At 59.7% G+C, this 24,795-nt stretch carries 23 protein-coding genes; 14 read left to right on the top strand and 9 right to left on the bottom strand.

The genetic code is table 11. The features are described from left to right. Nucleotides 1-53 precede the first annotated feature (53 nt). The 3 genes from C7378_RS08600 (at nt 54) to C7378_RS08590 (ending at nt 5,410) form a co-directional block, all read left to right on the top strand. Nucleotides 54-1,733 (top strand): RNA polymerase factor sigma-54, encoded by a 1,680-nt coding sequence (locus tag C7378_RS08600; RefSeq protein WP_131994726.1) that lies wholly within the window; start codon nt 54-56, stop codon nt 1,731-1,733. 53 nt (nt 1,734-1,786) lie between these two features. Then, nucleotides 1,787-2,452, top strand: coding sequence for a ribosome hibernation-promoting factor, HPF/YfiA family (hpf, locus tag C7378_RS08595; RefSeq protein ID WP_131994723.1), 666 nt, complete (start codon nt 1,787-1,789; stop codon nt 2,450-2,452). Nucleotides 2,453-2,785: 333 nt separating this feature from the next. Beyond that, a complete protein-coding gene (locus C7378_RS08590; RefSeq protein ID WP_131994720.1) occupies nt 2,786-5,410 on the top strand; it encodes a TonB-dependent receptor in 2,625 nt (874 codons plus the stop codon). A 57-nt stretch (nt 5,411-5,467) separates the two neighbouring features. Here C7378_RS08590 and C7378_RS08585 read toward each other — a convergent pair whose 3' ends face one another. Then, on the bottom strand, nt 5,468-6,652 hold the full coding sequence (locus tag C7378_RS08585) for an MFS transporter (RefSeq protein ID WP_131994717.1): 1,185 nt from the start codon (nt 6,650-6,652) through the stop codon (nt 5,468-5,470). A gap of 184 nt (nt 6,653-6,836) precedes the next feature. Here C7378_RS08585 and C7378_RS08580 point away from each other — a divergent pair, with 184 nt between their 5' ends. The 4 genes from C7378_RS08580 (at nt 6,837) to C7378_RS08565 (ending at nt 9,678) form a co-directional block, all read left to right on the top strand. Continuing rightward, a complete protein-coding gene (locus tag C7378_RS08580) occupies nt 6,837-7,193 on the top strand; it encodes a PadR family transcriptional regulator (protein WP_131994714.1) in 357 nt (118 codons plus the stop codon). Continuing rightward, nucleotides 7,174-7,887 carry a hypothetical protein gene (locus C7378_RS08575; RefSeq protein WP_131994711.1) on the top strand — a complete coding sequence of 238 codons (714 nt, stop codon included), beginning with the start codon at nt 7,174-7,176 and terminating at the stop codon, nt 7,885-7,887. Before C7378_RS08580 ends, C7378_RS08575 begins: the two co-directional genes overlap by 20 nt. 170 nt (nt 7,888-8,057) lie before the next feature. Beyond that, the gene (locus C7378_RS08570; RefSeq protein ID WP_131994708.1) at nt 8,058-8,837 is read left to right on the top strand and encodes an MlaE family ABC transporter permease; all 780 of its coding nucleotides are present in this window, start codon (nt 8,058-8,060) and stop codon (nt 8,835-8,837) included. A 4-nt stretch (nt 8,838-8,841) separates the two neighbouring features. Then, nucleotides 8,842-9,678, top strand: a complete 837-nt coding sequence (locus C7378_RS08565; RefSeq protein ID WP_131994705.1) for an ABC transporter ATP-binding protein — start codon at nt 8,842-8,844, stop codon at nt 9,676-9,678. 31 nt (nt 9,679-9,709) lie between these two features. Here the strand turns inward: C7378_RS08565 and C7378_RS08560 are convergent, their stop codons facing one another. Next, nucleotides 9,710-10,381, bottom strand: a complete 672-nt coding sequence (locus C7378_RS08560; protein ID WP_131994702.1) for a DUF4232 domain-containing protein — start codon at nt 10,379-10,381, stop codon at nt 9,710-9,712. An 86-nt stretch (nt 10,382-10,467) separates the two neighbouring features. On the opposite strand from C7378_RS08560, the gene C7378_RS08555 reads away from it, so the two are divergent. Then, nucleotides 10,468-11,193, top strand: a complete 726-nt coding sequence (locus C7378_RS08555) for an SDR family NAD(P)-dependent oxidoreductase (protein ID WP_131994699.1) — start codon at nt 10,468-10,470, stop codon at nt 11,191-11,193. Nucleotides 11,194-11,202: 9 nt separating this feature from the next. Here the strand turns inward: C7378_RS08555 and C7378_RS08550 are convergent, their stop codons facing one another. From C7378_RS08550 to C7378_RS08520, 7 genes are all read right to left on the bottom strand, one after another. Further along, a complete protein-coding gene (locus C7378_RS08550) occupies nt 11,203-11,994 on the bottom strand; it encodes a tyrosine-protein phosphatase (protein ID WP_131994696.1) in 792 nt (263 codons plus the stop codon). Next, nucleotides 11,991-12,695, bottom strand: coding sequence for a phosphoribosylformylglycinamidine synthase subunit PurQ (purQ, locus tag C7378_RS08545; RefSeq protein WP_131994693.1), 705 nt, complete (start codon nt 12,693-12,695; stop codon nt 11,991-11,993). Before purQ ends, C7378_RS08550 begins: the two co-directional genes overlap by 4 nt. Before the next feature lie 266 nt (nt 12,696-12,961). After that, on the bottom strand, nt 12,962-13,504 hold the full coding sequence (locus C7378_RS08540) for a DUF7010 family protein (RefSeq protein WP_131994690.1): 543 nt from the start codon (nt 13,502-13,504) through the stop codon (nt 12,962-12,964). A gap of 175 nt (nt 13,505-13,679) precedes the next feature. After that, nucleotides 13,680-13,901 (bottom strand): DUF3185 domain-containing protein, encoded by a 222-nt coding sequence (locus C7378_RS08535; RefSeq protein WP_131994687.1) that lies wholly within the window; start codon nt 13,899-13,901, stop codon nt 13,680-13,682. 142 nt (nt 13,902-14,043) lie between these two features. Beyond that, nucleotides 14,044-14,373: an SdpI family protein gene (locus C7378_RS18195; protein ID WP_131994684.1), complete on the bottom strand. Its 330-nt coding sequence runs from the start codon at nt 14,371-14,373 to the stop codon at nt 14,044-14,046. A 182-nt stretch (nt 14,374-14,555) separates the two neighbouring features. Continuing rightward, on the bottom strand, nt 14,556-15,689 hold the full coding sequence (locus tag C7378_RS08525) for an acyltransferase family protein (protein WP_131994681.1): 1,134 nt from the start codon (nt 15,687-15,689) through the stop codon (nt 14,556-14,558). A gap of 129 nt (nt 15,690-15,818) precedes the next feature. Continuing rightward, on the bottom strand, nt 15,819-16,670 hold the full coding sequence (locus C7378_RS08520; RefSeq protein ID WP_131994678.1) for a DUF4097 family beta strand repeat-containing protein: 852 nt from the start codon (nt 16,668-16,670) through the stop codon (nt 15,819-15,821). A 156-nt stretch (nt 16,671-16,826) separates the two neighbouring features. On the opposite strand from C7378_RS08520, the gene C7378_RS08515 reads away from it, so the two are divergent. The 6 genes from C7378_RS08515 (at nt 16,827) to C7378_RS08490 (ending at nt 24,444) form a co-directional block, all read left to right on the top strand. Continuing rightward, entirely contained in the window at nt 16,827-17,192 is a 366-nt protein-coding gene (locus C7378_RS08515; RefSeq protein ID WP_131994675.1) for a PadR family transcriptional regulator, read from the top strand. An 8-nt stretch (nt 17,193-17,200) separates the two neighbouring features. Further along, nucleotides 17,201-19,780, top strand: coding sequence for an ABC transporter permease (locus C7378_RS08510; RefSeq protein WP_243648147.1), 2,580 nt, complete (start codon nt 17,201-17,203; stop codon nt 19,778-19,780). Then, nucleotides 19,669-19,932: an FtsX-like permease family protein gene (locus tag C7378_RS17955; protein ID WP_243648146.1), complete on the top strand. Its 264-nt coding sequence runs from the start codon at nt 19,669-19,671 to the stop codon at nt 19,930-19,932. Before C7378_RS08510 ends, C7378_RS17955 begins: the two co-directional genes overlap by 112 nt. A 399-nt stretch (nt 19,933-20,331) precedes the next feature. Continuing rightward, a complete protein-coding gene (locus C7378_RS08500; protein ID WP_131994672.1) occupies nt 20,332-20,673 on the top strand; it encodes a PadR family transcriptional regulator in 342 nt (113 codons plus the stop codon). After that, nucleotides 20,670-23,348 (top strand): ADOP family duplicated permease, encoded by a 2,679-nt coding sequence (locus tag C7378_RS08495; protein WP_131994669.1) that lies wholly within the window; start codon nt 20,670-20,672, stop codon nt 23,346-23,348. The genes C7378_RS08500 and C7378_RS08495 overlap by 4 nt, the downstream gene beginning before the upstream one ends. A 31-nt stretch (nt 23,349-23,379) precedes the next feature. Beyond that, nucleotides 23,380-24,444 carry a hypothetical protein gene (locus C7378_RS08490; RefSeq protein ID WP_131994666.1) on the top strand — a complete coding sequence of 355 codons (1,065 nt, stop codon included), beginning with the start codon at nt 23,380-23,382 and terminating at the stop codon, nt 24,442-24,444. Nucleotides 24,445-24,795: the final 351 nt, after the last annotated feature.

Below are 24,795 nucleotides of genomic sequence, written 5' to 3'. Positions count from 1 at the left end.
AGACTGAAGGAACCAAAACCCTTACTAAGATTGATACCTGGTGCAATACTGCGATGCCACTTCTGCAACCAAAGCTGAACCTTAAAGTATCTCAACGACAGATCCTGACCCCGGGCCTGATGCAGATGGTCAGCGTGCTGGCGTTGAACAAGCTCGAGTTGAAGGAGATGATCAACGCTGAGATCACCGAGAACCCGATTCTCGAGGAGCTGGACGAGAATCTTCCGCTGATCGACGACACGGCGCGGAATGAGGAAGAGCGCCCGATCGACCTGAAGGCGGCCGATGGCGAGGCGGACAAGAAAGACCCCTTCGACGAGATCGACTTCGGCTCCTATTTCCAGGAATATCTGGACCCGGGCTTCCGGTCACCGAACAGTTTCGAACTGACGGAGACGCCCTCGATCGAGAACTATCTCTCGAAGCCGGGAACGCTGAGCGACCATCTCTTCTGGCAGCTGGGATCGCTGAGCCTGACGCCGGCGATGCGCGAGGCGGCCGAGTACATCATCGGCAACCTGGACGAAGACGGCTACCTGCCGGCGACGGATGAGGAGCTGCTGGATGGCTATCTGCGGGAGCAGCTGGCGCCCGAGGCAGAAGCAGAGAACGGAAACGAGGACGGCGAGCCGCGGGCCTCACTGCCGGAGGCGGTGGTGGAGCGGGCGCGGAAGCACCTGGAAGAAGGACTGAAGCTGGTGCGGCAGCTGGACCCGGTGGGGATAGCGACGCGCGGTCTGCGCGAGTGCCTGATGGTGCAGATCGAGGTGCAGCAGCGGGAGTTCAACCTGATCTATGCGCGGAAGGCGGCGCAGAACAGCCGCAACGGGCACAACGGCAACGGCCAGCAGAATGGGATGAGCCACGCGGGCATCATGGCGGAGATGGCGGCATCGGCCAACGAGAAGCTCTCCTGCGGGCAGCCGTGGATCTTCGACTCTTCGATGAAGATCGTAGACAAGCACCTCTCGCTGCTGCAGAAGCGCGACCTGCGCGAGGTGTCGCGGGCGGCAGGGCTGACGGTGGACCAGGCGCAGCAGGTGATCGACTTTATCCGCACGCTGGACCCGAGGCCGGGGCAGAGGTATAACCGCTCGGATGCGCGACTGATTGAGCCGGACGTTGCGTTTGTGAAGCGGGGCGATGAGTATGTCGTCTCAATGAACGAAGAGGACATGCCGACGCTGCGGCTGAACCAGGGCTACCGGAAGCTGCTGACGCAGCAGGATGCAGGCAAAGACGTCAAGGATTACGTGAAGGAACGCTATCGCTCGGCGCTGCAGCTGATGAGGAATATCGAGCAGCGGAAGAATACGATCCTGCGTACGTGCGAGGCGATTGTAAGACGGCAACAGGACTTCCTTGAGTACGGCGTCGAGGCGATGAAGCCGATGATGATCAAGGAAGTGGCTGAAGAGATCGGTGTGCATCCATCGACGGTGAGCCGGGCGGTATCAAACAAATATGTGCACACGCCGCAGGGTGTGTATGAGCTGCGCTTCTTCTTCTCAGAGGGCGTGAACGGGCCGGAGGGCGCGGGAACGCCGCTGATGCTGCTGAAGCGGAGGGTAAAGAAGCTGATCGAAGAGGAGGATCCGAGCAAGCCGCTGACCGACGACCAGATCGCGCTGATGCTGCAAACATCGGGAATCAACGTGACGCGGCGGACGGTAGCGAAGTATCGAGAGGATATGCGGATACCAAGTACGCACCAGCGAAGGGTACGCGGGTAGCGTATACTCGCATTTTTTACGTCAAACTACTGTACCCGAAGGGAGCTTTCACCATGCAGGTTGAGTACACCGGCAGACAGGTGACCGTCACCCCGGCGTTGAAGACGCTGGCCGAGGAATCGATGGCGCGCATTGCCAAAGTCCTTGGAGATACGATCAATGCCCACGTTGTGCTGACGGCGGAGAAGTACCGTCAGATTGCTGAAATCACCGTGAAATGCAAGCTGCAGGACCTGGTCGGCATTTCAGAGTCGACGGTGATGGAGACGGCGCTCCGCGAAGCGCTGGATAAGGCGGAGACTCAGGCGATCCGCTGCAAGAAGAAACTGCACTCGAAGAAGCGGCAAACCAAGGACGAGAAGATCGATGCGGAGCCGGAGTTGTCGCGCCAGAGGCGCGTGAGCCGGACGGCAGCCGAAGCCGTGACGCCGAAGACCAACAGCAAGAGCAGCGGCAGCGGGAGCACGAACGGCAACGGACACGCGAAGGCCTCGATTCCGGTGACGGTGCATTCCTTTCCGGCGAAGACGCCGATTGCCGAGCCGCACGTGGTGCGGTCACTGGACTCAGTGGCGCTGCGCCCGATGACGCTGGAAGAGGCGGTGAAGGAAGCGGAGTTTCGCGACCGCGAGGTGTTTGTGTTTCGCGACATGGTGGGCAAGCTGAATGTGCTGCACCGGAAGCGGGATGGAAAGATGGAACTGATCGAAGCTCCGTAGGAACTGCGAAATAGAAGATGGAAAACAGACTGCCGCTTCGCGAAAGTGAAGCGGCAGTTTTTCGTTTTGGAGCAGTGGATGGTGCTGCCGCTGATGTTTCATTTGGGTTGCAAGCTTAAGCAGTGCTGAATGCAATGAAAGATTAACTGCAGGCGCTGATTGCCAATTAAAAAGGTTTTTACATCATTCACCCACTGTTGACACTCGCGAAGGTTGCTCCAGTTAGAAATGGGAACAGCTTCACAAGCTATTCCATCTTCGGCAGATAGGTTCATTCGAACTGACGGGCTGAGAGAAAACCAAATTCACTGAAACTTTCGGAGTCCACCAAATATGCGTGTTTTGCGCGTAATCGCAGTTCTGTTGTCTCTGATGGGCTACCACCTGCTGGCAGCCCAGACCACCCAGGGCAGCCAGTTGCAGGGCCGAGTTACAACACCTTCCGGAGTCGCGCTGTCAGGGGTGCGCGTTACGGTACTGAACCAGGGGAGCGGAGTCTCGGTGAGCCTGGTGACGGGGCCGGATGGCACTTACACTTTTTCAAACCTTGCACCGGGGGGCTATCTAGTCAGTGCAGAGAAGGCGGAGTTCACCGCGACTACGCACGCGATAACGCTGCAGGGGAGCAGGTCGCTGAGTCTTCCGATCAAGATGACGCTTGCGTCCGTGTCAGAGTCAGTGACGGTGACGGCGGGAGGAGCGGCGGAGACGTCGGTGACAGAAGCGACGATTTCGAAACAGGAGATCGAAGGCGTGGCAGGGCCCTTTGGCAGTGCGGCGCAGGCGCTGACGGCGGCTCCGGGCGTGTTTGTGTATGGATACGGCGGCGTGGCGGCGACGGCGCGCAGCGAGGTGGTGATCCGCGGCGTGAAGGGCGGATGGTCGAGCGTGAATGGAGACGTTCAGCGGAATGCGATCAGCTTTCTCTTCGACGGCATTCCGATGAACAACATGATTGCGAATAACGGGCAGTGGCAGACGACGCAGATTCCGATCATGGATATGATCTCGAATATCGCGGTGGACTATGGGCCGGGAGCGCCCTCAAACCGGTGGTTCGATAGTGTGGGCGGAACGGTGAACTATGTTCCGGTGCAGCCGAGCACGGAGCATGGATTTACGATGACCGGCGGCGCGGACTACGGCAGCTACAACACGCACCTGGAACATTTCGTGGCGAATACGGGAATGTACAAGGGTTGGTCGGGAGTGCTGGCTGCCGGATATGCGGCGAACGATACGTTTCGCACGGGGACGATCGGCAACCCGACGTTCACGGCGCCGTCGTCGGGGTACTCGACGTTTGCGAAGATGCTGCGGGTGTTCGATCGCGGCGACTTCAGCGTGGGCTACTATCACGGGCGCAACACGGAGTATCGGCCCAACTTTGTGCCGCTGACGCCGATCAGCGAAAACGGCGATGCGGTGACGACGACTGGGCTGTACGGCGTGGATGCGGCGCCGAGTACGCCGATTCCGCCGGATGCACAGCTCTACAGCCAGCCGACGAGCGGGTTCTACTCATCGCTGGCGAAGGATGTGTGGTTCAAGCAGATCAAGACGCAGAGCGACATCGTGTATGCGAAGCTGCAGGTGGCGCTGGCACAGAACCTGAACCTGGACGCCTCAAGCTGGTACCGGCATGGCTACCGGCTGCATAACCGGGTGGTGAACTACTACGGGCCGCTGGCGAATACGCACTCGGAGTGGTATGACCCATCTTCCAATGAATTCGGCGACCGCGCTGTTTTTTCAACGAGAGCTCCGCATAACGACATATCGTTTGGCGGCTACCTGATGCACGGGATGTATCACTCGAAGGTGGCGCTGTTCAACCCGAACCTGGGGACGAGCAAGGATAGTCCGAGCTTCTTCAACGCCTTCAAGATGCACAACGACTACGGATTTCTGTTTGTGCAGGACCGGATAGACATGTGGCACCAGAAGATCAGCATTACGCCGGGGCTGGCGGAGCAGATGTTTCGGACGAGCTTCTTCAACACAGGGCTGTCGGAGTTTCCGAATTCACCGCCGGCAAACGATCCGGAGCTGGCTGCGGACGCGAGCAAGAACTTCTCAAAGCTGTCGCCCTCCGTCGGCGCGCAGTATCACGCGATCGACTGGCTGACGCTGCATGGCAACTTCGCCATCACCTATCAGAACCCGACGGATGGGGCGTTTGGCGCGAACCGCTCGGCCAAGTCAGTCGACCTGAATGCGTTGAAGGCGGTGAAGAGCGCGAACTCGGAAGCGGGGCTGCTGGTGACGAAGTGTCCGGCGCCGATCTTTGGGACATGCTCGCTGGATGCGACTTTTTACCACGAGAAACTGACCAACGAGACGGTGATCGTGCAGTTCTCGAATACTTCAGTGCCGGCTACCTTCTCACTGGCGTCGGCGGCCTATAACGGGGTGTCGATCAACTTCGACGAAGCGCCTAACCGCTTTGTGCAGGTGCACGGCAACGCGATTGTGCAGCATGACTACTTTCTCTCCTATGTGCCGGGGGGATCGACGACGAACTTTGCGAGCTATCCGATCTCAAATACGCCGAAGTACACGACCAACCTCGGGCTGACTTCGCTGCTGAAGGCGGACGATAAAGGCATTGTATTTACGCCGGGGCTGTGGTGGCAGTATGTGGGGACGCGGTATCTCTTCAGCAACGTGACGTCGGGGCCGACCAAGCAGACGTCGCCGGGGTATGGGGTGGTGAACTTGAACATGGATGCATCGCTCGATGGAACGGGACGCTACTTCAGCAGCCTGCCGTCGTGGATGTCGAAGATTCCGCTGAAGCTCTCGCTGGGTGTCGAGAACCTGTTCAACAAGGAATACAACCCGACGGCGTACATCACGAGCGGCGGCTATTTCGGCACGAGCTTTGGAGGATATACGCTGGTGGATCCGGGCGCGCCGCGGGAGTATATCGGCTCGTTAAACATCAACCTGAAGTAAGGCTGGAGTAGTTGAATGGCCCTGCGCTGTGGCGGCGCAGGGCCGTTTCCATTTGGATCAGTATTCGCCGGCGGCGAGGGAGGCGAGTTCGCGGGTGGCGGACTCGTGGCGGTCGAGGCGGAAGGACCAGAGGGCGAGCAGGAGAGCGAGGACGGCGACGACAGCGCTGGCGAGCGGCAGGCTCCTGTAGCCGAAGCCGATGGAGAGCATGACGCCGCCGATGGAGGCTCCGAGGGCGTTGCCGAGGTTGAAGGCTCCCTGGTTGAGGGTGGAGGCGAGGTTGGCGGCTCCGTGGGCCTGCTCAACGATACGCGCCTGGAGGGGCGAGCCGGCGGCGAACTGGACGAAGCCCCAGAAGAGGATGATGCCGACGGCGGGGATGACGAAGTGTTCGGCGCTGTAGAGGGAGAGAAGGACGAAGAGGAGAACGACGAGGGTGCCGATGATGGACGGCATCTGGCGCCAGTCACTAAGCCAGCCGCCGAGGAAGTTGCCGCCGGTGATGCCGATGCCGAAGAGCAGGAGGACGATGGTGACGGCGTGCGGCGAGATTCCGGTGACGGTCTCTAGCATGGGCGCGATGTAGGTGAAGACACAGAAGAGGGATGCCGAGGCGAGGGTGCTCATGGCGAGAACGAGCAGGACCTGCGGGCGGCGGAGGATTCTGAACTCGTGGATGAGGCTGTTGTCGCCCGCGGGCTGGCGGGGGAGCAGCCAGAAGAGAAACGCGGAGGCGATGAGGCCGATGGGAACGATGGCCCAGAAGGAGGCTCGCCAGCCGAAGGCCTGCCCGAGCGCGGTGCCCGCGGGAACGCCGAGGACGTTGGCGAGGGTGAGGCCGGAGAACATGAGGGCGATGGCCTGCGCGCGCTGCTTTCTGGGTACGAGGTCGGCGGCGACGATGCTGCCTGTTCCGAAGAATGCGCCGTGGCAGAGGGCAGTGAGGATGCGGGCGGAGAAGAGCAGGCCGTAGGTGGGGGCGACGGCGCAGGCGAGGTTGCCGAGGGTGAAGATGCCCATGAGAAGCAGCAGCGCGGTCTTGCGCTCAAGGCGGGCGATGGCGACGGCGACGATGGGCGAGCCGATGGTGACGCTGAGGGCGTATCCGGAGACGAGCATGCCGGCGCGGGGGATGCTGACGTGGAAGCTGGACGCCAGATTAGGCAGCAGGCCCATGATGATGAATTCCGAGGTGCCGATGCCGAAGGCGGCGACAGCAAGTGCCAGGAGTGGTATGCGCATCTCTTCCTTTGTGGTCGATGGGGCGGTTTGGAGCTGGAGGCCCCACCAATAGATTTCATCACATTGCATTGGCAAATGGCATGGGAGGCGGTGGGACTGATCGCAAATCGACGATGTTTTCTTTTGCTAGCGAATATGTCATCGATCTTTCTATACCTTGCAGTTCGAGGTATCATGGTTCTCGATGGCTGGGCGCGAAACCAATCCAAATTTCATGAATGGGGTTCCGGAGCTCCTGATTCTGAGGCTGCTCCAGCAGGAGGAGATGTATGGCTATGAAATCGTTCAGGCGATCCGCAGCCGTACTGATGCGGTCGTTGCCGTCGGAGAAGGTGTGGTCTATCCGGTGCTGCACGCGTTGGAGCACGATGGGGCGCTAACCTCGCGGCGGAAGACCGTCAATGGCCGAAGCCGTATCTACTATTCCGTAACGCCCGCCGGATCGCGGCGTTTGTCTGAGCTGTCGGAGACTTGGGCCAATCTGGCGAGTGCAATTCACAAGATGCTGACGGGAGGGCAACATGGCGAAGCCATTTCATGAACTGCGCGAACGGCTGCTGCGGGCGGGCGTTGCGCCACGGCATGTGAGGCGGTATCTTACCGAACTCGTGGATCATCTGGCCGACCTGACGGCGGAAGAGAATGGCGCGGGCCGCGGCCGGGAGGATGCGGAATCCGCCGCGCTGCTCCGCCTCGGGGGGGTGAACGAACTCAGCAAGGCGATGATGGACCAACGCCAATTCCTATCCTGGAGCGTGCGGGCGCCGTGGGTGATGTTCGGTCTCACTCCGCTCCTGCTTCTGGCTGGGGCCTACTTCGTTGCTTGTTTAATTTTGTGGTCGGGCTGGAAGATCTTCCTGCCGGGAGCCGATACGCCTTTCGCTCGAATCGATGGATTGGCGATTTTGTATTTTGGCGCGGGCAGACTGATTTATTTCAGCGCGCCGGTAGTTATCGGCTGGGGCATGGTACTCATCGCCGCCCGCCAAAGATTGAAGGCGGTCTGGCCCCTTGCCGGCCTGGTCCTGCTCGCATTGCTGGGGGGCACGGCCCAGGTTCACGCGAGTCGCTCATCCGTCGCCAGCGGAGCGGGAGATATCCTCATGAGCTTCACGTTTGGGTCTTCGGTGCAGGGTATTTTTTCGGAGGTGATTCACATTTTGGCGATTCTCTCGCTCACCATGCTGCCGTATCTTCTCTGGCGACTGCGAATGGCTCGCACGGTTTCAACGTAGCGCGGGCGGTGCCGTGTACATGGAACCAAATAAATTGAGACACTCCGTAAGACACAACGGGAGAAGGCTGCCGCTGCGCAGGGGGGAATGCGAGCAGGGGGGTGAGGTTCGTGATACCCTCGGCTTTTGAGTCAGCAGGGGCTTCTCTGCATCTAACACCCTGATCGTCTATGCCTTTTCCGACGCTCGACAGAGCCGCCAAGAAGATCGTCAGTGCCGTGCAGCAGTATGCCCTGCTGTCCGGGCGTTCGCTCGCTAATCTCTTTCGCAAACCCTTTTATGGGGCAGACATTATTGTGCAGGCGGACAGAATCGGGATCGGTTCGCTGCCGATCGTGATCCTGACCGGTTTTTTTACGGGGGGCGTGCTGGCGCTGAACTCGGCTTCGACGCTGGCGAATTTTGGCGCGGCGGCGATTACCGGCGAGCTGGTGAGCCTGTCGATGATCAAGGAGCTGGGGCCGGTGCTGACGAGCCTGATGGTCTCAGGCCGGAATGCGTCGGGAATGGCCAGCGAACTCGGCTCGATGATGGTGACCGAGCAGATCGACGCGATGCGGGCGCTGGGAACCGATCCGCTGAAGAAGCTGGTGATGCCGCGGATCGTCTCAACGATCTTCATGATGTTTTTCCTGACGATCATTTCGGACGCGGTGGGCACGCTGGGCGGCGCTTTTGTGTCCGTGGTGCTGCTGGGGCAGGACGGGTCGCAGTATTTCCACACGGCCTACCAGTCGCTGGTGTTTGCGGACATTCTGCAGGGGCTGGTGAAGCCGATCTTCTTCGGCTTTATTATCGCGACGATCGGCTGCTTCTACGGGATGACGACGCGGGGCGGCACGCAGGGCGTGGGGCGCTCGACGACGCAGGCGGTGGTGGTGTCGTCGGTGCTGATCATCGTGGTGGACTTTATCATCAGCAAATTCATGATCTCAGTCTTTGGACGGTGAACGGATGGCGAGCGCAGCGCCGGTAGCCGAGCCGCAACAGTGGCAGCCTCCTGCGGGGCCGGCGATCCTCTTTGAGGACGTGTCGATCGGCTTCGAGGGCAAGCCGGTGCTGGACCGGATCAGCTTCAAGCTGGAGCAGGGGGACACGCGCATCCTGCTGGGGCCGGCGGGGGTGGGCAAGAGCGTGCTGCTGAAGCTGGCCAACGGGCTGCTGAAGCCGGACTCGGGGCGGATTACGGTGTTCGGCGAAGAGGTCAGCGCGATGCGGGAGCAGGAGCTCTTCAGGCTGCGGCACCATATCGGCATGGTTTTTCAGGAAGGCGCGCTGTTCGACTCCCTGACGGTGCGGGACAACGTCGGCTACCAGCTGATGGAAGAGCATGTGCCCGATGAGGAGATCGACGAGCGGGTGAAGGAAGCGCTGCGGGTGGTGGAGCTGGAGCACACGATGGAGAAGGTTCCGTCAGAGCTCTCGGGCGGGATGCGGCGCAGGGTGGCGATTGCGCGGGCGGTGGTGAGCAATCCGGCGCTGGTGCTCTATGACTCGCCGACGGGCGGGCTCGATCCGATTACCTCGACGACGATTATCGAGCTGGTGGTGAAGCAGCGGGATGTCTTCCGGCGCAGCTCGCTGATGATTACCCATCGGCTGCAGGACGCGTTTGTGATGGCGATGAATCGCTACAACGAGAAGGAAAACCGGATGGAGCTGCTGCCGGAGGGCACGGTCGATGACCGGACGAGCTTCCTGATGCTGAATGAGGGCAAGCTGGTTTTCGACGGATCGACACACGACCTGGTGCACTCGGACGATCCCTTTATCAGTCGCTATATCAGATAGATAGCCATGGAAGCTGAGGTGGAGGGCGAGGCTAGTCCTGGCCCTCGTCGCCGCGCAGCGCGGTGACCTGGATTTTGCCGGCGCAGATGGTCAGCGGGTGGTTGATGGTGAAGAGGTGGAGGGTGCCGGGCGCGGAGACGGCAATGCCGGAGATGGCGGGGCAGTCTGTGCTGCTGGTGTAGCCGACCTCAAACCAGGCGTTGCCGCGCGGGGCGAGCAGCACCTCGGGCGATGGCTGGGTGAAGGTGGCCTGCTGCGCGGGGCCCAGCTGCGCGGTGAGGGTGTCAGCGGTGACCTTTTCAATGGAGATGCTGCCGACGGGACCGCCCTGCTGGTCAATGAGACTGATGGCGGGGTAGCCGCCGAGTTTGCAGGGCTGCGCGCCGGTGTTGACGAAGGCGAGGCGGACGGCGCGGTAGGCGCCGTTGACCTTGGCTCCCGTCTCAAAGACATTGAGGTTGGCGGCGTTGCAGGGGGCGGCGGCGTTGATGTCGATGATGGCCGGGCGCTTGACGAGCTGAGGCTTCTGGACGGCGACTTCATAGGGCGCGTTGGGGTTGGTTCCGCCGCGGGTGTGAAGAGGTGCGTCGTCAGCCAGCGCAGGCGCGCCGGGGCTGCCTGCTGCGTTGCGGTTGACATGGGCGCAGCCGGTCGCGAGCAGGAGAAGAGCGGCCGCGAGCGGCATTGAGGGTCGAAATCGCATAAAGTCTGTCGGTGTGATGGCGAATGGCAGGACGCGGTTGCGCGGGCAGACTGCAGGGTTGCCTCGGAGCGCTTTAGAATCCTGCTATGAAGAGTCTACAGGGAAAAACCGCACTGGTGACGGGCGCGGCGAGGCGGATTGGACGGAGCCTGGCGCTGGCGCTGGCGAAGGCCGGAGCGGATGTGGTGATTACCTATCGCGACTCCGAGGCGGATGCGGTGGCCACGGTGGCGGAGCTGAAGGCGCTGGGCGTGCGGGCGGCGGCGGAGCGGTGCGATGTCCGGAATCCGGAGCAGGTGGAAGCGGCGGTGCAGAACGCGGTCGCGGCGATGGGTGGGCTGGACCTGCTGGTGAATAACGCTGGGAGGTTTGAAACGGCGTCGCTGGACCAGATCAGCGTGGGGCAGTGGGATGCGATGTTCGAGACCAACACGCGGGGACCTTTCCTGATGGCGAAGGCGGCGCACGCGCATCTGAAGGCGGCGAAGGGGCGGATCGTGAATATCGGCTCGCTGGGCGGGCTGCACCCGTGGCCGACGCATGGGCACTACTGCACGTCAAAGGCGGCGCTGCACATGCTGACGCAGACGATGTCGAAGGCGTTTGCGCCAGAGATCAGCGTGAACTGCGTGGCTCCGGGGATGATCGTGAACGGCGAAGTCTCAGCGGACTATGAACACTTCGCGGCGAAGACGCCGATGAAACGCAATGGGACGCCCGCGGATGTGGCGGCGGCGGTGATGTTCTTTATGGAAGGGCCGCACTTCATCACGGGGCAGATCCTGAGCGTGGATGGCGGGTTGGGGCTTTGAGCTTCAGCCCTAGCTTGAAAAGAGGCGGGCGAGCAAGCCTTTAGGTTTGGGAACCTCAAGTGGAACATTCACTCCTTCGGGCTCCGGTTGCAGGGGCCACGCCTCACCGTAGAAGACGGCGCGGGGGTTGGAGACGCAGAGGCGCTCGGCGGTTTCCCTGCCGTGGCGCTTCTCGATCCACTGGTAGGCCTCGCTCATGATGGGCGGCCGCGAGGTGAGGTTGTGGGCGTCCGTGGCGATGAAGTGGACCCAGTTCTGAGCGAGGAGGGTCTGCGCCATGGACTGCGCTACCTTGCCGAAACGGCCGTTGAGCGAGGCGGCTGTGACCTGAATGAGGGCTCCGCCGCGGAGCCAGTCGATGAGGCGTTCGGGCTTGCGCTGGAGGAGCGGGTTGCGCTCGGGGTGGGTGATGATGGGGCGCATGCCGGCCAGGGAGAGCTCGTAAAAGGTCTCGGTGGTGGTGGGCGGGATCATGAGGTCGGCGAACTCGACCAGCAGATAATTTTTCTGGTTGATGGTGTAGCGGGTGGGATTTTTGAGCGCGTCCTGAATGTTGTCGTAGGAGAGGTGGAAGTCGCAGCCGAGGCCGAGGGTGACGCGGTCACCGCTGGCCTGACGGAGGATGTCGAGCTTCTGCTGATTGACCTCAGGGTCGAACTGGTAGCGGTCGTTGGAGTGGGGCGTGCAGACGATGTGAGTGATGCCATCGTCGGCCGCAGCATCAAGCATGGCCACGGAGGTTTCCACATCCGGCGAGCCGTCGTCCAGTCCGAAGAGCAGATGGTGATGGATATCGATCATCGTCCCGCTGCACCCGTCAGCGCTGCAACCATGGAGGCGAAGATGGCGAAGCCATCGGCAGATCCCAGGATACGTTCGCTAGAGCGGTCAGGGTGCGGCATCATCCCTAAGACGTTGCGGCCCTCGTTGAGGATGCCGGCAATGTTGGAAAGAGATCCATTGGGATTGGCTTCGGGGGTAATTTCCCCGGTGGGAGTGGAGTAGCGAAAGGCGACGCGGTCGTTGCGCTGGAGGGTGTCGAGGGTGGACTGGTCGCAGAAGTAGTTGCCGTCCATGTGTCCGATGGGCACCTGCAGGACCTGACCCTTGCGGAGGGTGCTGGTGAAGGGCGAGTCGGCCGTCTCAGTGCGGATGTGGACCTGCTTGCAGATGTACTTGAGGCCGGCGTTGCGCATAAGCGCGCCGGGGAGCAGGCCTGCCTCGCAGAGAATCTGGAAGCCGTTGCAGATGCCCAGGACGAGGCCGCCGTCATCGGCGAACTTCCTGACAGACTGCATGACGGGAGAAAAGCGGGCGAGCGCGCCGGTACGGAGATAGTCTCCGTAAGCGAAACCGCCGGGGACGAGGATAGCGTCGCAGTTCTCAAGCGACGGCGAGTCGTGCCAGAGGAAGGTGACCGGCTGGTGGGCGATCTCAGCGACTACGTTGAAAGTGTCGTGATCGCAGTTCGAACCCGGGAAGACCAGGACTCCAAATTTCATACTTCAAGGCTAGCAGTTTCCGGTTGGGATTTCGAGCGGCGGGGATGGTCGTTCATCGAAGCATATTGATAAAGTTCAGCAAATCTACAGGATCGCAGGCGCGCTGTTGTGTCGCGGCGGCTTGAGCGCGTTCGGAAGCACACCTCCTGATCGCCAGCTTCTCGCCCTTGTCCTCGAAATCCCCCTCGCCATGAGAAGAGGTGCTTGCGCTGAGGCAAAGGCAGTTTTTCAGGCTTTCGCGGTGCGATTCCGGCTCGGCTGGGGGCTCAGGACGCCGGGCTCTCCGGACGCGCTGCGCGGCGGCCGATGAACGCAAAGATGAAGAGGAGAGACGCGGTTAACCATGCGCCAAGGGTGACCGGGGTGGGCACGTACACGATTGCGATGCCGCTGGCGATCAGCGTTGCGGAGAGGACACCAAACTGCCACATGCCATACATGAAGATGAACGGCAGATAGTGAGCACCTAAGGCAATCATGAACGCCGGATAAAACCATGCGGGATGAAGTGCTGCAATGCCGATCACCAGCGGCAGGGTCAGCGGCAGAGTGAACGCGACCTGGATACCGAGTGCGTTCATGGGATGCCCCTTTGGCAAGCTGTAAGGATGACCCATGCTGCGGAGCAGGAGTTGGGTGAAAGGAAAGATAAAGAACCCACCCAGGACGAGAACCAGCTGTGCAAGTCGGAGTGAGTGCCATGTACCTATGGCCGCTGAGCCGCACCATAGGACGGCCGATACGAGCTGGCCAGCGAAGCCGCCCATAAATGTTTCGCGAACATCTCTCTGTGCGTCAGCGATTTCCATGACGCCATCATAGTGCTCCGGGCGTCGTTTATCAGCTGAATTGAGGCAGGTGTGGCAAGTCGGCTGGATCGCAGTCCTAACAGCGTCCAATGGGGGCAGAGCCGCCTGAGGACTGGCGGCTCCAGCACTTGGGCGGACGGCGTGGGGGTGGTCCCGGAGACGGATTGAGAGATGGCTACCTGCTGCGCGCTCCTACGACGACGAGGCCGATGCCTGCAACGAGCGAGATGGTGCTGAGGATGGGGGAGATGGGGAGGGTCGTGCTCTCCTTATGTGAGACCTGCAGCGGGCCCATGTCGATGTCTTTCTTTTGGTGAGTGAAGCTGATGCCGCCCACGGCGAAGCCGATGATGCCGAGGACGATGAGGAGGATGCCGACGATGGTGGCTGGTTTCATGAAGTACCTGCTTTCGTGGGAACAGCGAATACTGTGATGCCACGAAAGCAGGTGGGGATAGCGGACCCGCAATGAAAGGATGCGGATTGTGGAGGTCAGAAGCGCGGGAGCATGACAACTTATCTGTAGAGAAGCACCCGCCTCAATCTTTTTTGTGTCGTCTGTGTGATCGATACACCTCAGCCAACAAAAAGCACAGCAAAACGGTAGTGGAGATGATGACGCCTAAAAATACCGAGTGTGACCGAAAAAGAATGATGAGGGCGCTGAGTACCGTAAGTGCTCCTACAATGCAGATACCCACGCCTGCGTTGTGATTCGCCTCATACCATTCCTGTTCCGAACCCTGCATTGTCTTCGGTATTCGCAGACCGTATAAATCATTTCTTGGCACTTTCCTAAGAATCAAGGGCGCTGATAGCACTATCAAGAGAATGCCAACCGCGATAAAAATGCATTGGGATAGTAGCATTCCCCAGCTCCCTCCAAATCGGACTTACTCCAGTGCACGCGAAGTATAGCCTAGTTCAGCCTGACGATAGTCGACCCAGCCTCTCACTCTGTACCAGCCCTGAACGTGCTTCACTTATGCGAGTTCCTAACTCATCTTCATCCAATCTCACAGAAGATCCAGTACCTAATAATGCGATCAAATTATACCTTGATGAAGATCTTGCGGCGGTAGAGGATAAGCACCGGGATGAAGCAGACGGCAACGTAAGTGAGCGAATAGAGCAGGGAGCCGAAGGCCGGATCGGGGATGTGGGCGAAGGTGTGCGAGTAGAAGGTGCGGCTGAGGCTCTGGCCGTGGATGCGCACGCTGCCGATGATCGAGGCGAGCACCTCAGAGAAAACATACGCGGTGATGGCGTTGGAGCCGAAGACGAGCCAGGGGAAGGTCCAGCCGCGCTTCCACTGACGGATCTCAACGGCCCAGTAGCAGAGGGCGAGGCCGAGGAGACTGCAGCCGGCGGCCCAGAGGACGTAGGAGCTGGTCCAGAGCTTCTTGTTGATGGGGAACCAGATGTTCCAGATGCGGCCGCAGGTGAGCAGGACGAGTGCGGCGATGAGCAGACCGCGGAACTTCGTAACAAGCGGGCGAGCGGTGCGCAGCCAGAGCGCGGTGAGGACGCCGATGAGGGTGGTAGCGACGGCGGGCAGATCGCTGAGGAGACCCTCGGGGTCGCGGGTGCCCTCGTAGAGGCGACCGGGGAAGATGTGGCGGTCGATGTAAGCAACCCAGTTGGCATCGTGACTGAGAAGCGGGATGTTGACGGTCGGTGTTCCGTAGCCCGGGACCGGGATGTAACGCATGATGACCCAGTAGCCGATGAGGGCGGCGGCGGCGATGACGATCTTGCTTTTGGCGCCGCGGTCAATCAGGTAAAGCGCGCTGGCGATGAAATAGCAGATAGCGATGCGCTGCAGGACGCCATAGATACGGAGGGTGCCCAGGTGAAAGAAGGGCGAGCCGTTGACGACCAGGCCTAGGAGAAAGAGGATGACGGCGCGGCGCAGGGCATGGAAGAACAGGGTCGAGCGCTGGGCTCCCCGGGCGAGGCGCGAGTCAGTGGAGAAGACGAGCGAGATGCCGACGACGAAGAGGAAGGTCGGGAAGACGAGATCGGTCGGGGTCCAGCCGTTCCAGGCGGCGTGCTTGAGGACCCAGTAGGCGTGACGCTCGTCGCCGTTGTCGTTGACGAGGATCATGAAGGCGATAGTGATGCCGCGGAGCACGTCGAGCGAGAGGAGACGCTGAGGCTTTTCGAAAGCGGAAGTAGCGTTCATGGGTTTCACCCACTCTAACGCACCGCGGTTCCAGTGGACAGAGAATTTGGAAAAATTGTCAGCGGTGAAGTGCGCCGGGCACGGGATGCGTGGCGCACTTCGTGCCCGGCGCACAGAGATAGGACAGCGCTAGCGGATGCGGATGTCGCCGGAGCCGGTCTCGACGCGGACGCGGGGGCCGCCGCCGTTGACGTCTCCAATGAGGTGATGGCGCTCAAGGCTGCCATGGGTGGTGATGGGCGGGTCGCTGTGAACGCTGCCGGAGCCGGTGCTGGCGTCGAGGGTGTAAGCGGCGCTGCCGGTGGTGAGCAGGACGGAGCCGCTGCCGGTTTCAAGCTTCCACGGCGCACTGGGGCCGCCGCTGACCTCAAGGTCGCCGGAGCCGGTCTCGGCGGTGAGCGAGCCGGTGACGTTGTGGAGCCGCAGGGAGCCGCTGCCGGTTTCCGCCTTGACGTTGACGCTGCCCTCGAACTGAGCGTTGATGTCGCCGGAGCCGGTGTTGAGGTTGGCCTGCCGGGTTACGTTGCCGGCGTGGATGTTGCCGGACCCGGTGCTGGCGCTGAGCGGGGCCTGGAGGCCGGAGATCTCAAGATCGCCGGAGCCGCTGGCGGCGGTGAGCGATGTGCCCTTGGGGGCGGTGACTTCGTAGTCGATGGAGACGTTCCTGATCCAGTTGGAATGCTTGCCGACGGTGATGGTGTTGCCGGACTGCTCGATGGGTGGATTGTCGACGACCTGCTTGACGCGATCCTCGGCGGAGCCTCCGCTGAAGAGGCCGGCGCCGGCGTGGACATGGCCGATGATGTGGACCTGCGAGTCAGAGCCGGGAGTGACGTGGATGTAGCCGGAGCCAGTGCTGACGCTGAGGATGACGGGGCCGGAGACGTTGAGGGTCTTGTCGAATTTGCTTTCAGCGGCGAAAGCTGTGGCGGCGCTCAGCAGCAGGGCTGCGAGTGTGAGGCCTCGGGGGCTGATCTGCATAAATGGATCTCCATGGCGCGTGGGCGCGACAGAGGTGAGTACGCAGCGTGGGGGTGAATGGTTCCGTTGGGTGACGTTTTGCTTGACAGCTAAATGCTATCTGCGGATACTGGCATAGTTTATCTATGCCAGTATGGCTTTTTTGAGGAAGGCGCGATGACAGCACTCATCAGGGTAGGGAAAAGCTCTAAGACAGAACGCGACGAGATCCCCCCCGGGACTCTCTATCTTCTGATTTTGAAAACCGTTGCGGTGAATGGAAGATTGCACGGCTACGAGATTGCGGAGGGCATTCAGAGAGCTTCCGACGATGTCCTGCAGGTTGAAGAGGGATCGCTCTACCCGGCACTGCAACGCATGCTTGTAAAGGGCTGGGTCACGGCCGAATGGGGAGTCACTGCAGGCAACCGCAGGGCTCGCTACTACACTTTGACGCCGTCAGGCCGCAAGCAACTGCAGGCTGAAATCTCCCAGTTCGAACGTGTCATGGGGGCAATTGCCCGAGTAGTTCAGACGGCGTGAGGTGGGTGATGGAGTTTATCGGCGAACTGATTCGACGACTCCGCATGTTAAGGCACCGTGGCCAGTTGGACAGCGACCTCGAAGAGGAAATTCGACTTCATGTCGAACTCCGCGAACAGCAGCTGATCGACAGAGGCCTGACTGCGGTGGACGCACGTCGTGCCGCCCGCCTCCGATTAGGGAACGCAACTCGCATCAAGGAGAAGAGCCATATGGAGTGGATGTCAGAGATAATCAGTGACTTCACGCAGGATGTCGCCTATGGTGCGCGGGCGTTGCTGCGCAGCCGCGCTCTCACGTTCGTCGCTGTGATTTCGCTGGCTCTCGGGATCGGTGCGAATGCCGCGATCTTCAGCCTTCTCGACGCGGTGCTGCTTCGGTCGCTCCCGGTGAAGGATCCGGGGCAGCTGGTGCTCCTGGGCACAGGAAGCGACGATGGAATCGGCAACAACATCGTAAATACCGACCTGTACTCCTATCCGTTCTATCGCGAGTTGCAGAAGCGGAACCAAGTATTCACTGACGTTGCAGCGATTTTCAGTATGACGGACAGCGTGCACGGCTTTGTAGTGAGTAAGACGGATCAGGTGAGTACCGATTCGGAGATCATGCACGTGGCGCTGGTCTCCGGCACATATTTTCCGATGCTGGGTGTGCATGCAGACATGGGCCGCATGCTGAACGAGGAGGATGACAGCGCAGAAGGAACGCACCCTGTCGCAGTGATCAGCCAGAGCTTCTGGGAGCGCGCATTCAACCGCGATCCCGATATTGTCGGACGCGAAGTGAAACTTGGTTCGGCAGTCTTCCATATCGTGGGCGTGGCGCCGCATGAGTTCTTTGGTACGAAGGTTGGGGAGTTGCCGGACATCTGGGTGCCCACGAGCATGACGAAATACGTGCCGCCCGGCTGGGATTTCTATTCCAAGAATTTCACACAGTGTCTAAACATTATCGGGCGGCTCAAGCCAGGCGTTTCCATGCTGACGGCAACATCCAATGTGAACCTGTTGCTTCAACAGATCACAAAGGGTTTCTCTGACGCAGATCTGAACCAGAAGAATCTCTACAAGCTGAACAGGGCTCACGTTTCGTTGACTCCGATGGCCAACGGGCTCTCTTCAATACGCCACGAGTTTTCTGAACCACTGCAAATTCTGATGGGAGTCGTCGTACTGGTGCTGCTGATTGCCTGCGCCAATATCGGCAACCTGTTGCTGGCGCGATCGACAGCACGCGCGCGCGAGCTGGCAGTGCGGCAGGCGCTGGGAGCGCGGCGATCGCGGCTGATTCGACAACTGCTGACAGAAAGTCTGGTTCTGGCGCTTGGCGGAGGAGCGATTGGCATTGGCCTGGGCGCAGTCGCGATCCGTTTTCTGTTGCGCATGGTTTCCGGTGGCTCTGAAACAATCCCTGTGAGCGCAGGCCTCGATTTGCGCGTGCTTGGATTTACGTTGGTTGTAACCTTGGCGACGGCGCTGCTTTTTGGAACGGTACCCGCATTTCGCGCGACGCGGCTTCATTTGAGCGATTCTCTGAAAGATGGTCGCGGCCCGAGCGCTACCAGCGCCAGGAATTCACTTGCCAAAGCTCTGGTTATCGCTCAAGTCTCATTGTCGCTGGTGCTGATGGTCGGCGCGCAACTCTTTCTGCGCACCCTGGTGAACTTGAACAACATCGATCCAGGCTTCAACCGCGAGGGAGTGCTTCGTCTTAATGTGGACGCGCAGTTCACGGGAATGAAGGACGATGATCCTCGCCTGAATGCCATGTTTCAGCAGATCGAAGCGCGTGTGAATGCGCTCCCTGGTGTCAAGGCAGCGAGCTTTTCGGCGTTCACCTTCCGCGAGGGGAGCTGGAGCGAAGCTATGCTTGTCCCCGGCATGCCGGGCAATGAAAACAACGGCGTCCATCAGAATGTTGTGGGGGACAGGTATTTTGCCACGATGAAGATTCCACTGCTTGCGGGCAGAACATTCAACGAGGGCGACACGGCGACATCCCAGCATGTTGCCGTGATCAGCGAGCATATCGCGAAGACATTGTTTCCTCCCGGTAACCCCATAGGCAGTCATTTCAAGATCCCAGATAACAATCAGCAGGTCGACTACCAAGTGATCGGAATTGTGAAGGACGTGAAGTTCTCCGACCTTCGGGAAAACACAAAAAACATCAACTACCTGTCATACCGGCAACGCCCTTGGAGTTTTGGTGACTTTGAGGTGCGCTACAGCGGCGATTTTAGCGCCGTCTCGCACGCAGTACAGCAGGCGATCCATTCGGTGAACCGCAACCTGCCAATCATGAACGTTACAACGCTGGATGAACAGGTGGCACGCACAATGACCAACCAACGTCTCGTTGCTCAAATCTCCGGGTTCTTCGGTATCCTTGCCGCGTTCTTATCCTGTATAGGGATTTACAGCCTCATGTCGTACACAGCCGACGAACAAATGAAATCGGTATCCGCATTGCGTTGGGTGCCGGACGATCCTACGTTCGTTGGCTGGTCTTACGCGAAACGCTGGTGCTTGTCTCAGCAGGTATTGTCCTCGGTGTTCCGATCACACTGCTGGGCCGTCACATGATCGAAAGCATGCTCTACGGTCTGCATGCCAGTGATCTTATCGACTTGCTGGCGTCAGTCGCGCTGCTTTTCGGAGTGGCGATCCTTGCCGGTTTTCTTCCGGCTCAGCGAGCCTCAAGGGTTGATCCGATGGTGGCCCTGCGTTATGAATAGCTGGCTCTGATGCCGTACGTCTTTTCACGGCGCTGTCGTTGACGTGGGGAGAAGGAAGCGGCGTTTTCCGCGATATCGCCTAAGGCTACGGCTACGGTAGTTGTTCCCGGCATCGCTATTTTGCGCGCACTGCGTCCGTATGCACAAGAGCTTTCGTTCGGGCAGGCGCAGGTCTCCTCGATGGCTTGCGCAACCACGCACTGGAGGGCGGATGCCGAGGTGCTGTATGTGGACAACGGGCGAGTGCTCACCTCGACTGGAAGCCGCTGCAGGCATGGACTTGTGTCTGCACCTTGTCCGGCGTGATCATGGCGCATCGGTAACCGGTGAGAGCGTCGCCCCTCTCCTTGACCAACTAGGTGTCTTCGGCGTACTCTCCTTTTTCGGCTAGGAGAGAACATGACTGTTTCCGTTGATCTTCCGCAGGGCGCATTGGAGCTGCTAATTCTTAAGGCTATCTCCCTTGGGCCGCTGCATGGATACGGGATTCTGCTTCGCATTCAACAAATATCCGGAGACCGCCTGGAGATACTGCAGGGCTCTTTTTATCCGGCCATCTATCGCCTGGAAAGCCGTGGTTGGATTACAGGAGAGTGGGGGGAATCAGATAACAAACGGCGTGCCAGATTCTATCGGCTGACAGCGGCCGGCCGGCGCCAGTTCAAAGCGGAAAGCCAGCGCTGGAACGATATGGCGGGCCTCGTGGCGAATATCTTGAGCGTCGCTCCGGGTGAAGTATGAGCGTATTCGCGAGAGTTCGTACCTGGTGGAAGGCAGTTGCTCACCGGGAGAGTGTGCGGCAGCAGGTCGAGACTGAGCTTGAGTTTCATATAGAGGCTCGGGCAGAAGACCTGATCCGTTGCGGGCTATCGGAAGATGTGGCCTGGCGCCTGGCGCGCGCAGAGATTGGCAGGCCCGACAATCAAAACGAAATATACCGGAGCGCAATTGGGCTCCGTCTCTTCGACGAAGTTGGAGGTGATCTCCGGTACGGCCTGCGCCGCCTTCTACGCAATCCAGCATTCTCAGCCGTTGCGGTTTCGTCGTTGGCCATCGGCATCGGCGCGACCACGGCCATGTTCAGCCTCATCTACGCGGTGCTCCTGCATCCGTTTCCTTATGCAAACGCCAACCGGATAGTTAACCCAGTAATCGTTAACGAGGAGCATCCGAAGGCTCTTACCTGGTTTGCGATGACGCGATCTCAATTCACGACCCTGAGCAATGCGAACTGCATCGAGAGCCTGCTTGGATTCAGCGGCGCCAACGCTGAAATCACCGGTGGTGCGTTGCCTGAGGACGTGTTCGCCGTTTACCTTACCGAGAACGCTGGCTCCTTCTTCGGTGTGCATCCCCTGTTGGGGCGGAACATACAGCCTTCGGATGCCCAGGGCGGCGGCCAGGCAGAGGTTGTACTCAACTACCGCTTTTGGGAGCGACACTACCACGGCGACCGCGCGGCCATCGGACGTACGCTCCAGGTGAACCATAGAAATTACACAATTATCGGTGTAATGCCGCGAGCGTTTGCTTTCAACGACACCGTCGGGGTTGGCGACATCTATCTTCCGCACAGTCTCGAGCCCAATTCGGTCTACATACCGTGGATCAAAATCAGGCGCGGCGTCAGCTTGGCAAAATCCGACGCTGAACTGGGCGCCATTGTCCATCAGTTCGCTCGGGAGACACCTCAGCATTTTCCGAAAGAGTTTCATCTGCAGCTGCAGTCTATCGTTGTCCCCTATCAACAACACACGGGCCGTACTCTGTACCTCTTGCTGGCTGGCGTGCTTCTGGTGCTGCTGATAGGCTGCGCGAACTGCTCCGTTCTGCTGCTGGCCCGCGGAGCAGCGCGCAGGCATGAGCTTGCCATGCGCAGGGCACTCGGGGCCAGCCGGTGGCGCATTGTTCGTCAGCTCATGGTCGAAGCGCTGGTCATCTCCTTTACCGGAGCTGCGCTGGGCGTCGCCGCGTCCTGGTGGCTGGCGGAACTGCCAATGCGCTTGGCACGCAGTTCTTTCCCCGCGGAATCCGTGGTCCGCATCAATCTGCCGATCCTTGCATTCTCCGTCGCAGTCGCGCTTACCTGTGGGATTCTGTTTGGACTCGCCCCGGCCTTAAGCCTCTCCCGGCCTGGACTGGCTTCGGCGATTCAGTCTACCGTCCATCGTATCCCTGGACAACATGGTCACCGCAAACTGAACGTGCTCATTGGCGCCCAGGCAGCGTTCACTCTGCTGCTCATGGCAACAGGAGCCATGGCCATCGGTTCCTTTCTTCGCGTAACCCACATTCCCCTGGGTTACAACCCGCACCATGTTCTCAATGCCGGCATTATGACGCACTTCACCGACCCGGCCGTGGGGGTTGCCACAAAATCCCGTACTTCCCGGACTGCCTATTTTGAGCAGATACGGCAGAGAATAGCTTCCGTACCAGGTGTTCTCTCAGTCGGCATCAGCATCGATGTTTATCCCCCATATAGCGGGAGCGAGCAGAAATTCGAAATGCTGGGGCGCAGTTCTGCGCAGGATCAGGATGCGCGTGTTCTGGAGGTAGGGCAAAACTTCCATTCCACTCTCCAGATTCCCTTGCGCAACGGCCGAATCTGGGATGAAACGGAAAACCAGCGTGGGGATGGCGTTGCCGTTGTCAACCATGCGTTTGCGGAACGCTACGCACCCCAAGAAAATCCCGTTGGTCTACAAATTCGTCTCCCCGATCTCGTGTCGCATGCTCCGCTGGTGGCGGATTCACCTGCCAGTGCGGGCTGGCGTACCATCATCGGCGTCGTTGGCGATATCCCTGATGATGGGCTCGGCCGCCCCGTTTTGCCCGCCGTGTATGTGCCCTATACGACGATGCTGCCTCCGTATGCGCAATTCAATATCCGCACTAAAGGCAACCCGCTGTCTTATATGCATGCCCTGCGCGGCGCCGTGGCCTCCGTTGCATCCGATCAGCAAATCTCGAGGGGTGCCTCCAGCCTCGATTCTGTGCTGGCCCACGATCCTCAGTGGAGCCGTCAGCGGCTCTTCTCCATTCTCTTTGGAACGTTTTCTGCCATGGCGCTCCTTCTTGCTTTGGTGGGGATCTTCAGCGTCGTGTCCTATAGCGTCGAGCAGAGAACCTCCGAATTCGGCATTCGCATGGCGCTGGGGGCGTCCAGAACCCACATCCTGTGGATGGCGGCACGCACCATCGTGGTAAGCGCTGCAGCTGGAATTGCGGTTGGCGTGATCACTGATCTTTCCCTGAGCAGGATTCTCGGGCAATGGATGAACAACCAGTCAGCGAGGGGCGACGGCTTGTTCGCGGTGACTCTCCTGCTCGCAGTCTGCGCGGTCGCTGCCTGTCTGATCCCTGCGGGCCGCGCGGCAACGATTCATCCCGTCGACGCTCTGCGAACCGAGTGAGGCGAACCACCGCTGTGTTGAGGGTCCGTCTATGTTCTCTTTCTTGGCGCAACGCAAAACCATACTTTCTCTCTCTGACGAACCTGTGCCGAATTTCGATCCTGAGCAACCTGGATGCGATTGTCGCCCCATCCTCCAGGCGGGCTCTTTGCCGGAAGTGCAAGGAGCCCGCAAGCGGATAGCGATGTTGGCTTCCGTTTGTGCTCAGGGATCCGCACTGGCTGCGATTTTCCGACACCCCACGATCTGCGCCATCCTTCTTGTCTTCGGATTCTCTGTGATTGCATGGGGTTACCGTGCAGAGTCGCAGACACCGGACCGAACGAAAAGTAGAAGCAAGCTGTGGATGTTTCTAATGGTATGGGCCACTCTGGTTGGGTGTGCGATTGGCGTTTTCCTGTTGGTACCCAATCTTCATTATCGAGTCGTTGCGCAGGCAGGTGGCCCCAGGAGCGGCAGCACCCACACCAAGCAAGGGACCGGTGACAGTCTCGACAGTTCTTATATAGCCGTAATTCTGTGGCCGAAACATCCGCAGAAAGTCAGGATAATTGCTCCTCCACCCCGTGCGAAATCTGCTACCTTAGCACGACCGTCCAAGCCCCTCGAAATCCCGTTTGATGGCGCGTATTGGTATCTGCAGGCCCCTGCGAAAGTGCCGGGACGGAAGGCTCGCATCGCACACGGAAGCTCGACCAGGATCGATATTCACTCAGCGGACTGGCACCCTATTATTATGGAAGCCCACCAGCGTCTGGCATTACCGATTGATCCCAGATGCTGCCGTGAACTGGATCTTTCCATTCTGAATGCTGATGACCGACCCGGAGCGATCAGGATAGCGGTGAAGTTGATCGATTCCTCTTCATCACGTGGGCGGTCGGAAGATCTCGGGATTCGCCCCGTTTTTTCAAGCATGCCGCCTGAGTTCAGTATGAATCGACCGCCAACGAACGAAGTGCTGAGTTATCCAATACCCGCGAATCCAGCGATTCACCAATTCGACGAAATCGAGGTTATCTTCCTGCCATCCAAGGAAAGATCTCGAGGCGGAACTCAAGTTGCAATCCGCCGTTTCCGGCTGCTTCCTTTTTAGTAGATCTCTGGCTGGATTTAGTGCATTCGCTGAGGCATATAGCCGGTCGAGAGATTCCACCACAAAGAGTGCCTGGCGAGCGCAGCCTCAGGCGAGGTGCTGGTTGGCGGCTCGTTGCCAGCGAATGCTTTGAGGCGCGTCCTTGTGTGTATACGTGCTTTGGCCTGATGTTGTCCATTGACACTGAGGGCGTTATCCCGTTCCGCGATGCGAGGCTACTTCCTGCAACCGATGGGCGTGGCCGAGGTCTACGACTGCAACATTGTCTCAAGATAGGTCCTCAGCGCAGTGGTCATCTCCACGCGGAGCAGCTCCTACTCTGCAGATGAGGTTTCACTGATGAGTGCATGT

The sequence above is a fragment of the Acidipila rosea genome (assembly GCF_004339725.1).
GTDB lineage: Bacteria > Acidobacteriota > Terriglobia > Terriglobales > Acidobacteriaceae > Acidipila > Acidipila rosea.
This window is presented reverse-complemented; position numbering and strand designations above follow the sequence as displayed.